Here is a 12584-nt window from a genome sequence, read left to right as displayed (position 1 = left end):
CTATGTCGCCACTATATCTTCAGCCCGCCCAAAGGAAAAAAACTCTCCCTCAGACCAGACGCCAAAATGATGCACTCCATCTATTTCGTAGGTTTTGCAGTAACCTACAAGATCATAGAACACCGACCGCGTAATCCGAGCCGCTAGACCGTGGCGCACCTCCAGATAAGGAGGGACATTCGAATTTCCAGACCGCTTCTTGAAGTAAATTCCGTTCTCCGGCCCCGCGATGACCTTATCGCCAATGTTGGTGGTAAAAGTTAGCGTCTGTTTTTCTTCCACTCCTTCCGCAGTCAATAACACAGCCGTGAAAGGCGCGTCTTCAACAGTAATTTTGAGCTTTTCATGCGGCGTAACGAGATAATACTCACCCTTTTCTCGCTTCAATACGGTCGAGAACAGTCGCACCAACCGCGCCCGCTCAATTGGCGCGCCTTCGTGAAACCAAACGCCATCACGCAATATCGTAATATCAATCTTTCCGCTACGAGATGGATTCCATTGATCCACAGGTGCGGGCGAGGAAGGACTCAACCCTTCTAAATCGGCTGCATATCTCATCAAGTCAGTCATAAGCAAAACCGGCGCTCGCATTTTTTCAGCGGCGCCGGCCCTTTATTTTTTGAAAAGCTGCTCATCGCAGCCCGCGGGACTAGCGCCCGATTATTGTTCGCAAGCTATGCAACGCGCATAAGAAGCGTTCGGGTCATTGAATTCTTCAAAAAACGCGACCTGCTTTTCTGCTTCCTGTATAATTCTCGCAACCGCGCCATTCGTACGCTTCACTTTTTGCTCACCCATAATCATCGTCGTTGCTTGCGCGGAAACATTGCCGAGCAGCATTTCGAACCGGGTGCGCCGGTCTTTCATTTTCACAACGTCATAAGTCTCAAGGTTTGCAAGACGAGCCGCAGCGCCAATCGCATCGTCATAATCGCCTAGATGGTCAACCAAGCGCAACTCTTGAGCGCGTTCGCCGATCCAGACGCGACCCTGTCCGATGGAATCAACGTAGTCAGGATCCAGGCCACGGCCTTCATTGATGACCGTCAAAAACCGCCGATAGCCGTTTTCAGTCGACTGCTGAATGATATCATTTGCCGATTCTGGCAGTGGTCCGGTCCCTGTTGCAAGAATTGGCGAGAGCGACGTGGTGCCCACGCCATCGACTGATACGCCAAGCTCGGCCGCCAGATTTTCAAATGTAAAGAAGTAGCCGAATATGCCGATCGAACCGGTTATCGTTGTCGGCGCGGCCCAGATTTCATCCGCCGATGCGGCAATCCAGTAGCCGCCAGACGCGGCCATTGAGCCCATCGACGCAACGACTGGTTTGCCGCTCGCCTTTAGGGCCAAAAGCTCGTCCCTTATGATGTCAGAAGCGAAAGTGGAACCGCCCGGACTGTCAATGCGCAGGACAACCGCTTTCACCTTGTCATCTTCGCGCGCCTTTTTAAGCTGCGCAGAAACCGTGTCGCCACCGGCAGCGCGGCCTTCCGGCGCTTCGCCGTCGATAATCGTTCCCGCTGCGGTGATGACCGCGATGTTCGGATCGTTGTCGTCCGCTTCACGCCCGAGTGAAGCCAGATAACGGCGGAAACCAACTTTCTTGAATGACTTTCCATCGCGGGACTCGCCAAAAGTCTGAGCGAGATATTCGGCCGTCTCCGCCCGCGTCATCAAACGGTCGACAAAACCGGACTGAACCGCTGCATTGGCGAAATTGCCGTCAACAGATTGCATAATGGACGACATATTATTGGCGTAGTTCTCGACCGAACCGGGGGCCAGTCCGCGGGCGCCTTCCACTTTATCGATATAGGCACGCCAAAGCACATTCAAATAAGCAAGATTCGCTTCTTTCGCTTCCTCAGACATGTCATCGCGAAGAAACGGTTCGACGGCAGACTTGTAGGTACCAACCCGAAACACGTGGCTGGTGATTTTCAACTTATCCATAAAGGATTTCAGATACATGCCGTAATTTCCGTAACCGTACATAATGAGGTTACCGAAATCATTCATGTAGATTTCGTCAGCGTTCGCGGCCAGGAAATACTGGTCCTGCGAATAATAGTCGCCAACAGCGATAATCTTTTTTCCAGAGTCCTTAAACGCCGCCAGTTCGTCCGCAATGTAATGTAGTTTACTTGCGCTACTCGAAGGAACACCGAGGCTGCCCAGATCAAGGACGATCCCTTTTATGCGGTCATCTTCTTTTGCATTCCGAATAACGCGCACAATATCGTGTACTGCGATTTGCGTCGGCTCGTTCCGGCCATAAGCCTGCTCAACGAGAACTTCGAAGGGGTCGATTTCCTCCGCCGTCTCCACAAGGACGCCATTGGGGTCGAGGACCAGCGCTGCTTCGGAGGGAATCGATACTGAAACCTCGTCATTGTTGCCCGCCACGCCATTCATGACGTTTACGAGAACACCAACAAAAAGCAGCAGAACGACAAGGCCGATCAAACCTTGCAGCAAGAGCAGAAAGCCGATGATCAGCTTTGCAAAACCCTTAATGAATCCCCAAACGGTGAATTTTGACTCATGCTCAGACACAAAGGTCCCCTTTTACATTTTCGCCGACATTCGCCACGCTTCAGGTCTGCGTATCCCGCTGGCCCTATCCGCTTTTCTGGCGCCGGTAAGACGATTACCCCACCTAGCGACCCGTGTAAGCTCAATTGCTCAATCACGATACGCTAGAGCGATATGGTAAAGACATTGGCCTTAACCCCGCAAGGGGCAACACTTTTTCGACAATACGTTCACTTTCCTTGCCAAGCGGTTTTTTAACCTTCATTGAGACATGCTAATTGAAATCATGTCAGGATTCGAAGCCCTTATCCCAAGAGTAAAGCACTTAGTTTATGACCGAAAACCAGCCTGATCAGGATATTTTACAAAAATTTGATGAGATTTCGGTGAAATTCGGGCGCGCTCGCGCCGCATTGGGAAAGGTCGTTTTTGGCCAGGGAAATGTCATCGATCTGACCCTTGCTACACTTGCCGCAGGCGGCCATGGGCTTCTCGTCGGTGCGCCGGGCCTTGCCAAGACGCTTCTCGTCACGTCGATCGCGGATATGATGGGGCTTTCCGCCAAGCGGGTTCAGTTCACGCCTGACCTGATGCCGGGGGACGTTCTGGGCTCTGAGGTACTGGAAGAAAGCGCAGAGGGAAGACGGGAGTTTCGTTTCATTCCCGGTCCAATATTCTGCCAACTTTTAATGGCGGACGAGATCAACAGGGCTTCTCCCCGCACACAATCAGCACTTCTGCAAGCGATGCAGGAACAGCACGTAACAGTTGCCGGGGCGCGTCACGACCTTCCAGAGCCGTTCCATGTTCTCGCGACGCAAAACCCGATCGAACAGGAAGGCACCTATCCTCTTCCAGAAGCGCAATTGGATAGGTTTCTGTTGCAAATTAATGTGGAATATCCGGATCTCGATGCTGAAAAGCGCATGCTGGAATCAACTACGGGCGCCGACACATCGGTAGTTGATGCAGTTATGACCCGTGATGATTTGCTTGCCGCGCAGGCGCTGGTTCGGCAAATGCCGGTTGGCGAACAGATTGTGGAACTGATTTTAAAAATTGTTCGCTCAGCGCGGCCGGTTGATAACGCTAGTGAACGCGTTCGGAATTTCGTCGCCTGGGGGCCTGGCCCACGCGCAAGCCAGGCGTTTTCACTCGCCGCCCGGGCCCTCGCACTGATCGATGGCCGTCATGCGCCATCACTGGATGACGTAAAGCGTCTCGCCGGACCGGTTTTACGGCACCGCATGGCGTTAAATTTTGCGGCACGCTCAGAAGGGATTGATACGGACAAGTTCATCGAAGAAATTCTTGCGGGGGCGTAAGAGCCTGAAGAAAGGACGTCCGCCCAATTATGCCTGCCGATAATCCGTCACTTGCTGTACGACATGATGCGGAATACGCCGCCGCCTTATTTCCTGCACTACTGATCGAAGCTGAAAAAATCGCGCAATCAGTCTCAGCAGGTCTGCATGGCCGTCGCCGGGCCGGACCCGGCGAAACTTTCTGGCAGCACCGGCCTTATGCTTTCGGCGATCCGGTTTCGAGCATAGATTGGCGTCAATCAGCACGCGTGTCAGACCGCCTCTATATACGCCAGAATGAATGGGAAGCAGCAGCAGCGGCCTACATCTGGCGCGATCCGTCGCGATCTCTAGATTATGCGTCAAATCGCAACCTACCAACTAAACGGCGACGCGCAGATATTCTTATGACCGCGCTTACGATTCTGCTCTCTCAAGCAGGCGAACGCATAGGGTTGCTCGGCGAAGACCGCAGACCTTTTCAAGGTCGTAACGCGCCAGATCGCATGCTCGAAGCGTTACATGTAAATCAGTTCGCCGAAGATGAAAGCGCGCCGCCTTTGGCTAGCACGCCAGTAGGCGCGCGCATTGTGATGGCGAGTGACTTTTTTACTGATCCGATCTCCATCGAAAATGCTGTTGCCGCTTCAACGGATGCAGGCGCCAAGGGCGTATTGCTGCAAATTTGTGATCCAGCTGAAGAAATTTTCCCTTTTGACGGACGGGTTGAATTTCGTGACCTTGAAAGTAAAGACCGGCTAATCTTTGGGCAGACAAGCTCTGTCACCGCGGACTACAAGGTTGCATTTTCCGCTCATCGTGAACGTCTTATAAATATCGCACGGAAAGCTGGCTGGACATTTATCGCGCACCGCACTGACAGACCACCTCAGGCGGCTCTGCTGTCTTTATTCACCGCACTCGCAGACATGCGAAAATGGGCGGCATGATATGTTTGGCGCGTTGAGTTTTACATCGCCGCTTATCCTTACCGCGCTGGCGGCGCTGCCCGTAATCTGGCTGCTGCTTCGGGCGACGCCGCCTGCACCAAAGCAAGAACGTTTTCCGGCGTTTATCATTTTACGCCAACTGAAAACTTCGGAAGAAACACCCGACCGAACGCCCTGGTGGCTCCTTCTCATGCGGTTGGTGTTGACTGCGCTTATTATTCTCGGTCTCTCAGGTCCGGTTTTAAATGCGCCAGCGCCAAGTGAACGCAACGGTCCTATAGTTCTCATTGTTGACGATACATGGCCTGCTTCCCAACAATGGTCATTACGGCGTGACGTAATGCGCGCGACAGCAGCCGAAGCCGGCCAGTCAGGTCGCCAGATTTTTTTAGCTCCAACAGCGCCTCAGACATCCCCTCCTGAAATCGAACCGATGACCGGCGAAGCCCTGAGAGAGGCGGAAGCAACGATAGCGCCGAAAGCTTTTACTGCAGACAGAGAGGGCGCACTCCAAACAATCAAAAACCTTGACCGCTATTTTTCAGAATCAACATCTCCGGAAATCCGCTGGTTGTCTGACGGCGTTGCGACAGAGGGAGATGCGGATTTCGCAAATGCGTTAGCCGCAATTGGAGACCTCGTTGTATATGTTGATGCTACCGCCCCAAAATATATTTTGCGCCGCAGTGACGATACAAACAGCACGCTCAAATTTAACGTCAACCGCTTGAAGCCGGGTCTTGAAAGCGAAATCGAACTCATCGCGATTGCACGTGACGGTCGTGAACTCGGACGCGCATCATCGACCTTGGCCGCAGATGACGTAGAGATAGAAACCATCATCGATATTCCTCTGGCGCTGATAAATGATCTTGCTAGCGTGCGTATTGCAAATGTTTCTTCAGCAGGCACGCTCTATCTTGCAGATGCACGGGACAGACGGTCATTGATTGGTTTGGTCGCTCAACCCGAATCGAGAGCCAATAATCTCCTGTCTGGAAACCACTATATTCGACAGGCGCTCGATCAACATGCGGCTTTTCTTGAAGGCGGCATCCGTGAACTGGTTGAGTCGGATGCCTCAGTTATTATCCTTGATGATGTTGGACGCCTACGCGCCAACGAAGAAGAGGCGCTTATATCTTGGATCGAGCGCGGGGGGGTGCTTATTAGATTTGCCGGACCGGTTCTGGCGGAAGCCGCACAAGATCGCACACCGCAACTCACGCCGGTCGAACTACGTGGCGGCGGGCGGGCATTTGGCGGAGCACTTACGTGGGATACGCCACAACGTCTTGACGCCTTCGTTCCGGATAGTCCGTTTGCAGGCCTTGATGCTCCGAGTGACGTACTTGTCAGACGGCAGGTTCTGGCCGAGCCAGGCGGCGAAACTACGCTTCGCACATGGGCTCGTCTGGAAGATGGAACGCCACTGGTAACAGGTGAGAGACAAGGCGCAGGCGCGGTCGCGCTGTTTCATGTGACCGCCACCCCAGAATGGTCAGACTTACCGATATCCGGATTGTTCGTGGAGATGCTCAAGCGGCTGACATTCCTTTCGTCTCTTGGGCCTGATTCCATAGAAGAAGGCGCCAACCGGCTATACGCTCCCTACAGACTGTTGGACGGAGAAGGCCGACTTGTCCGCCCTGATGAAACAGCGAAGGCGCTGACTGAAGCCGAATTGGCCATGCTGCCCACACCTGTTCGAGAACCTGGCTTTTATGGCGCTCCGGACAGTCCGTTAGCGCTGAACGCTGTTGGCCCGCAGACAGAGTTTAAACCTCTGTCACTGCCCGGGAAGACAATATTGCCCTACGAAGCAACGCCGCCATTATCCCTTACGCCGCCTATTATCCTTGCGGCGCTGCTACTCCTGGTCGTTGACGGCGTTCTTGCATTGGTCATGAGCGGCAAACTCTCGCTTCGCCCCATCGCTGCTGTTGTGATTTTTTCGGCGATTTCAACAATTATGTTCATGCCCTACGCCGCAAGCGCGCAGCCTCTTGATCCCGACGTTGACCCCGTCGCCATCGATGCCGCGCTTTCCACTCGACTTGCCTATGTCATCACCGATGACCCCGCAATCGATCAACTGTCTGAACAAGGCATCGCCGCCTTGAGCCGGGAACTCGTTCGCAGGACCGCAATTGAGCCCGCGCCGCCCGCCGCCATTAATCTTGATACTGATGACCTTTCAGTTTATTCGTTTCTTTACTGGCCGATAGCGCCCGGTGCTGAGCCCCCCTCCGACGAAGCGCTGGTAAATATTGAAAATTTCATGCGGTTCGGCGGATTGCTGCTCATAGACACGCGCGACGATGAACGCTCCGTCGGTGCCGGCACAACGCCTGAAGGTGAAGCGCTACAGCGAATCCTATCCGAGTTGAATATACCACCACTAACGCCTCTAGATCACGATCACGTTCTTGCGCGTTCATTTTATCTGCTTGATACGCTGCCGGGACGAATGAACAATAACCCGGTATGGGTTGAGGCGGATTCGACCGGTTCAAATGACGGCGTTACTGCACTGATCATCGGAGGCCGCGATTGGGCCGGTGCCTGGGCGACGGACAATTTTGGTCGCCCTGCAAGACCCATGGGCGCCGGCGGGCCGCGCGCGCGGGAGATGGCTTACCGCGCCGGCGTCAACATTGTCATGGTTGCGTACACCGGTAATTACAAATCTGACCAGGTACACACGCCGATCCTTTTGGAGCGGCTCGGTCAATGAATATTGTTTTCGATCCATGGCTGCCACACTGGGCGTTGGTGCTAACCATCTTTTTTGGCGCTACGGTCATTCTGACATGTCTTGTCAGAAACTGGCGAAGCGGCATCCCGAGAATGCTCGCTGTTGTTGCCGTCATCTTACTAATCGCAAATCCACTACGGCGCGAAGCGGAAACCACGCCGCTAGATGACGTGGCGCTGATCCTGGTCGATGAGAGCGCAAGTCAGACCCTTGATTCACGCGATGCAGTAACACAAGACGCCACCACCAAGCTTCAGGAAAGTCTTACAAACCTTAGCGGTGTTGAAACCATCGTTTCACGCTTCACCGGTGCGGATGAAACGCTTGCCGTCGCTTCACTCTCTCAGTCGCTCGCTGATATTCCCAGGAATCGCCTGGCAGGTGTTTTTGTTGTTACCGACGGGCAGGCAGCAGACGCAGCGGACGCAAAAACATTTCCGCCTCTTGAAGCGCCAGTACATATTTTCACGACCGGCGCGCAGAACGAAGTCGATCGCAAAATTAATCTCGTCACTGCGCCGAGATATGGCATCGTCCGGCAATCAGTACGTGTAACGTTCAGAGTAGATGACCTCGGTCCCAATGAGATTCTCCTCAGCGACCGGCAGTCCGCACAAGTAACGCTTAGAATTGATGGCGCTGAAATTCTTTCTGAGCGTGTACCAGTCGGTACGGAAGCCGGCTTCGATGTACCGTTGGATCGCCCGGGTCAGTTGATCATTGAACTTGAAGTTGAAGAGAGACGCGGAGAATTAACTACACGCAACAACATCGCAGTATTGCCAATCACGGCCGTACGCGACCGGCTGCGCGTGCTCCTGATTTCTGGAGAACCACACCCGGGTGAGCGTGTTTGGCGAAATCTGTTGAAGTCGGACGCTGCTGTGGATTTGGTGCATTTCACTATTTTGCGTCCGATCGATAAAAATGACGGCACGCCGGTTGAGGAACTGGCGCTGATACCTTTCCCTCAGGACGAATTGTTTATAGACAAGCTTGAGGAATTCGATCTGCTGATATTTGACCGGTACGCATACCGCGGTGTTCTTTCCTCATTTCATTTCGATAACATCGCGCGTTTTGTCGATAATGGGGGAGCTGTTCTGATTGCATCCGGCCCTGAATACAACAGCTCCCTAAGCCTGGCAGGCCGGCGAAACCTTTCTTTCATTTTACCTGCTCTCCCCTCGGGCGGCGCCGTTGAGGAAACGTATCGTCCCGAGGTCACTGAACTAGGCAAGCGCCATCCCGTTACCGCTGACCTCGATGATGAAGATATTTGGGGTAGATGGTTGCGCCTTATTCCGGTCACGCAAACCCGCGGCCAAACTTTAATGAGCGGTGCGAATGACGGACCACTTTTGATTCTCGATCGTGTGGGCGAAGGACGCGTGGGTCTTTTTCTTTCAGACCATGTTTGGCTTTGGGCGCGGGGTTTCGATGGGGGCGGACCTCACACAGAGTTGCTAAGGCGCATCGCACATTGGCTGATGAAAGAGCCGGAACTTGAAGAAGAAGCGCTGGCTCTTCGTACAGAGGGAAAGAATTTAGTTGTCGAACGACGAACCATCGAAAATTCTGTCGATCCGGTAATGATAACGCGCCCTGATGGGGCGACAGAAGAAATCTCACTCGCAGAAACCACGCCTGGAGACTTTACCGCGCGAATCGAGAATGCACAGCCTGGTCTTTATCGAGCCACGTCAGGCGATCTATTCGCCATTGGTTCTGCCGGCCTTGAGACTACTCCCGAATTTCAAGATGTTGTTTCCACAAACGCCAAACTGGAACCTATTTCGAATAGGTCAGGCGGCGGGGTGTTTAATGTTCGCCGAAGCAATGGCGCCAATCTGCCGGAGATCAGACGCGTGCGGGAAAATGCTCCCGACTTTGCTGGCCATAATTGGGCGGGGCTGGCGATACGCAATGCTGAACGCGTTGAAACGGTTCGAGACGCTCCATTCGCGCCCGCGATTGTGTGGCTAGCGGTTATAGCACTGTCATTGCTTGCGGCCTGGGCGATTGAAGGCGGACGCGTTCGCAGCGCCAAAAACGAGCGTTAACTGCGGGGCAACCATACCGCTTTGCGCACTCACATAGATCAAATTTAACATTCTGTTTAACTGCGTTGAAAATTCACTGCGCTAAGGTTTGCCCGAGCAACACCGTATTCATGGAGCTAACGCGTGGCGTTTGCGATCAACAAAGTTCAAGGCGTGCGCCCGGCAAACCCGCACAGCCCGAATAAGAAACGAAGCCCGCTGGCAGGCTGGCTAGGCAAGAAGCCCGCACCGTCATCGGAGAGCGAGCTGCCAGTACTGGATGTGGCTGGCGGCCTCAACCGGGCCCTGCGTAATTCGCAAACGCGCCAAGAGAAATCGCCTTCAAGCGGAATGCAAGAAAATCCAGTACGCGAAGCGTTGTCAGCGATTGAAGCGGCTCTTTACGCAATAGATCGCGTCAGAGACATTCTCGAACAAGCTTGCGAAGTCACCATCTCTGCTAAAGAAGCCGATGATGCGGGAGGGAGAGCGCTGTTGGCCGAAAGCTATGACGAGCTACGTCTTTCCATCAACGAAGCGCTTGAAAAAGTGGACCCGCGCGCTTCCGTACTCATCGGAACAGGGCAGCGTCACATTGACGTCATGCTGGGCGGACGCGCCAAATACTCTGTGTCGCCTGTTCGTCTTGATGTCGGCGAGCGCGGACTTGACCTTCCCCCGCCTGCCGATGCTTTCGCCACTGACCATGAGATCGACGAAGTTCTGGCGCACCTTGATAAAGCACTTGGCCGTGCGGACCGCGCCGCCGCCAGCTTTTGCCGGGATGCACAGTATCTGATCGCACGAATGAAGGCTGAAGCAGCGGCGAACGTCTAGAGATCGTAGATACAGCTTTCGCCATTTGATGGACGCGAAACACGCACCTGCGCCAGGCCGGGAAACCGGCCTTTCAATTTTTGTCCAACCCACTGACAGATATTTTCAAGCGTTGGTCGCTCCAGCCCCTCAATCTCATTGAGCAAACGATGGTCCAGAATGTTGTGCAATTCCCCAAGCGCTTCATCCACATCACCAAAATCGACAACCCAGCCGGTCTCGGAATGCGGGTCGCCTTCGATGGTAACTTCCAACACAAATGAATGCCCGTGAAGCCGCGCATAGGGCCTCGCATTCGGGTCATGATCCAGAAAGTGCGCTGCGTCGAAATTCATCGACTTGACGATGCGCATAAGAAGCCTCTTCTCATCGGCCGCTAAGGGATGCCAATCAGCTTGTGCGTCTGCAGGCTGAGGCGCCATTGCGGATGTTGCTTGCAATATTCCACTGCGGCGGCCGTATGATCCGCGCGCGACGGCCCGTCCATAGGCTGCAAATAAAAAAAGTCAAATGCGAGGTCCTGAAAAGCTTCAGGCGGCGCATCTTCCTGATAGTAAACAAGCTTTAACTCATTGCCGGAGCGCTGGGCGAGCGTTGCCGTCGATTTCGGGCTGACACAGATCCAATCGAGATTGGCGGGCGCTTCCATAGTGCCATTCGTTTCAACGCCCACCTCAAATCCGCGCTCCTGAAACGCCTCGATTAGCGTTTGATCTAACTGCAGCAGCGGCTCTCCGCCGGTGCAGACGACATAAGGTTTGCCAGAAACATCACCGGGCCAGTTTGCCGCGACCGCATCGGCAAGGACGTCTGCGTGCTTGAATTTGCCTCCGCCCGGTCCGTCGGTTCCTACGAAATCCGTGTCACAAAATTTGCAGACCGCACTCGCCCTGTCCTTCTCAAGTCCAGTCCACAGATTGCAACCAGCAAAACGTAAAAAGACAGCTGCCCGCCCCGTATGCGCGCCCTCCCCCTGCAGGGTGAAATAAAGTTCTTTGACCGAGTAAGTCATCAGATCACACCGCGCGATATGCCGCCCAGCCCTTCGCCCGTAGTTCGCACGCAGGACATACCCCGCAACCATACCCCCAGTCATGCCGCTCATCACGAACACCTTTGTAACAGCTATGGCTGTGCTCATTAATCAAAGATACGAGCTTTCGGCCGCCCAGTGTTTCAGCAAGGCGCCAGCTTGCGGCTTTATCGATACGCATGAGCGGCGTTTCCAGCAGAAAGTCTGCATCCATGCCCAATCGCAGAGCTTCGAGTTGTGCGTTCAAAGCATGTTCGCGACAGTCAGGGTATCCGGAAAAGTCTGCTTCACACATTCCGGCCACAAGCGTTCCAAGCCCGCGCCGATAGGCAAGCCCGCCAGCCAGCGCGAGAAATACCAAGTTTCTTCCTGGTACGAACGTGGTGGGCAGTCCGTCATCAGCAAGCGTGATTTCTGTTTCGTGAGTCATTGCAGTTTCGCCGAGGTCTTTCAGCCCTGAAGCATCTGCAGATACATCCGCCCCAAGTTTGGCGCCCCAGTTCGGAAAGGCGGAACTGATTGCGCGGCGCACAGCGTGGCGGGCGCCCAACTCGACTGAATGGCGTTGACCATAGTCAAAGCCGATTGTTTCTACATGATCGAATCGGTCAAGCGCCCAGGCGAGCGCGATCGACGAGTCCTGACCGCCGGAAAACAACACCAGTGCTTTTTGATGATCAAGCTTACGCATGACAAATTACACGCGCCGGGATGAATGCGCGCCGCCTTTCTGTTAGGGGTGTATGACAGCAAGACGTTACCCGCAACAGGACTAGGATATGACTGATATCGTCTTCCTCTACGTGACTGCCCCAAATTCAGAAACCGCAGCCCGCATTGGCAGAACCCTGATCGAGGAGAAACTCGCCGCATGCGTCAATATTCATGCGGAAATGCGATCTGTCTATGAGTGGGATGGCAAGGTCGAAATCGGCCTTGAAACACCGCTGGTTGTTAAAACGACGGTAGAAAGCGCGCCAGCGGCGCGCGACCGCATCATCATGCTCCACCCCCACGAAGTTCCGTGCGTCGCCGCGCTGCCTGTTAGCGCCGAGGGATCAAACGCTGCTTTTCTGGAATGGGTATCGGAAACCACATCCGCGTGATTGGGACTTGCTA

11 protein-coding genes are annotated in these 12584 nt (G+C 54.1%); 6 read left to right on the top strand and 5 right to left on the bottom strand.

What is annotated here, in order from left to right; all coding sequences use genetic code 11:
* Both PUV54_RS10795 and sppA read right to left on the bottom strand, forming a co-directional pair.
* On the bottom strand, positions 1–573 hold the full coding sequence (locus PUV54_RS10795; protein WP_274492247.1) for a DUF1285 domain-containing protein: 573 nt from the start codon (positions 571–573) through the stop codon (positions 1–3).
* A 90-nt stretch (positions 574–663) separates the two neighbouring features.
* Positions 664–2562: a signal peptide peptidase SppA gene (gene sppA, locus PUV54_RS10790; RefSeq protein WP_274492246.1), complete on the bottom strand. Its 1899-nt coding sequence runs from the start codon at positions 2560–2562 to the stop codon at positions 664–666.
* Positions 2563–2873: 311 nt separating this feature from the next.
* Between sppA and PUV54_RS10785 the strand changes: the two genes are divergently transcribed.
* The 5 genes from PUV54_RS10785 to PUV54_RS10765 all read left to right on the top strand — a co-directional run bounded on the left by PUV54_RS10785 (position 2874) and on the right by PUV54_RS10765 (position 10432).
* Positions 2874–3866 carry an AAA family ATPase gene (locus PUV54_RS10785; protein WP_274492245.1) on the top strand — a complete coding sequence of 331 codons (993 nt, stop codon included), beginning with the start codon at positions 2874–2876 and terminating at the stop codon, positions 3864–3866.
* 29 nt (positions 3867–3895) lie between these two features.
* Positions 3896–4795 carry a DUF58 domain-containing protein gene (locus PUV54_RS10780; protein WP_274492244.1) on the top strand — a complete coding sequence of 300 codons (900 nt, stop codon included), beginning with the start codon at positions 3896–3898 and terminating at the stop codon, positions 4793–4795.
* A 1-nt stretch (position 4796) separates the two neighbouring features.
* The gene (locus tag PUV54_RS10775) at positions 4797–7532 is read left to right on the top strand and encodes a DUF4159 domain-containing protein (protein ID WP_274492243.1); all 2736 of its coding nucleotides are present in this window, start codon (positions 4797–4799) and stop codon (positions 7530–7532) included.
* The gene (locus tag PUV54_RS10770) at positions 7529–9616 is read left to right on the top strand and encodes a hypothetical protein (RefSeq protein WP_274492242.1); all 2088 of its coding nucleotides are present in this window, start codon (positions 7529–7531) and stop codon (positions 9614–9616) included. The genes PUV54_RS10775 and PUV54_RS10770 overlap by 4 nt, the downstream gene beginning before the upstream one ends.
* 123 nt (positions 9617–9739) lie before the next feature.
* The gene (locus PUV54_RS10765) at positions 9740–10432 is read left to right on the top strand and encodes a hypothetical protein (RefSeq protein WP_274492241.1); all 693 of its coding nucleotides are present in this window, start codon (positions 9740–9742) and stop codon (positions 10430–10432) included.
* Here PUV54_RS10765 and queD read toward each other — a convergent pair.
* The 3 genes from queD to queC are packed head-to-tail and all read right to left on the bottom strand — an operon-like array spanning position 10429 to position 12156.
* Complete coding sequence (gene queD / locus PUV54_RS10760; RefSeq protein WP_274492240.1) at positions 10429–10785, bottom strand: 6-carboxytetrahydropterin synthase QueD; 357 nt, start codon at positions 10783–10785, stop codon at positions 10429–10431. The genes PUV54_RS10765 and queD overlap by 4 nt on opposite strands.
* Positions 10786–10808: 23 nt before the next feature.
* A complete protein-coding gene (gene queE, locus PUV54_RS10755) occupies positions 10809–11444 on the bottom strand; it encodes a 7-carboxy-7-deazaguanine synthase (RefSeq protein ID WP_274492239.1) in 636 nt (211 codons plus the stop codon).
* Between the two features lie 4 nt (positions 11445–11448).
* Positions 11449–12156, bottom strand: coding sequence for a 7-cyano-7-deazaguanine synthase QueC (gene queC / locus PUV54_RS10750; protein WP_274492238.1), 708 nt, complete (start codon positions 12154–12156; stop codon positions 11449–11451).
* An 88-nt stretch (positions 12157–12244) separates the two neighbouring features.
* On the opposite strand from queC, the gene cutA reads away from it, so the two are divergent.
* Entirely contained in the window at positions 12245–12571 is a 327-nt protein-coding gene (cutA, locus tag PUV54_RS10745) for a divalent-cation tolerance protein CutA (protein ID WP_274492237.1), read from the top strand.
* Positions 12572–12584: the final 13 nt, after the last annotated feature.

Source organism: Hyphococcus flavus, from assembly GCF_028748065.1.
Lineage (GTDB): Bacteria > Pseudomonadota > Alphaproteobacteria > Caulobacterales > Parvularculaceae > Hyphococcus > Hyphococcus flavus.
This window is presented reverse-complemented; position numbering and strand designations above follow the sequence as displayed.

What these genes read in the sequence shown, in the direction of transcription:
- PUV54_RS10795 (WP_274492247.1), bottom strand. Translation starts at nt 573, where the DNA reads ATGACTGACTTGATGAGATATGCAGCCGATTTAGAAGGGTTGAGTCCT.
- PUV54_RS10785 (WP_274492245.1), top strand. Translation starts at nt 2,874, where the DNA reads ATGACCGAAAACCAGCCTGATCAGGATATTTTACAAAAATTTGATGAG.
- PUV54_RS10780 (WP_274492244.1), top strand. Translation starts at nt 3,896, where the DNA reads ATGCCTGCCGATAATCCGTCACTTGCTGTACGACATGATGCGGAATAC.
- PUV54_RS10775 (WP_274492243.1), top strand. Translation starts at nt 4,797, where the DNA reads ATGTTTGGCGCGTTGAGTTTTACATCGCCGCTTATCCTTACCGCGCTG.
- PUV54_RS10770 (WP_274492242.1), top strand. Translation starts at nt 7,529, where the DNA reads ATGAATATTGTTTTCGATCCATGGCTGCCACACTGGGCGTTGGTGCTA.
- queD (WP_274492240.1), bottom strand. Translation starts at nt 10,785, where the DNA reads ATGCGCATCGTCAAGTCGATGAATTTCGACGCAGCGCACTTTCTGGAT.
- queE (WP_274492239.1), bottom strand. Translation starts at nt 11,444, where the DNA reads ATGACTTACTCGGTCAAAGAACTTTATTTCACCCTGCAGGGGGAGGGC.
- queC (WP_274492238.1), bottom strand. Translation starts at nt 12,156, where the DNA reads ATGCGTAAGCTTGATCATCAAAAAGCACTGGTGTTGTTTTCCGGCGGT.
- cutA (WP_274492237.1), top strand. Translation starts at nt 12,245, where the DNA reads ATGACTGATATCGTCTTCCTCTACGTGACTGCCCCAAATTCAGAAACC.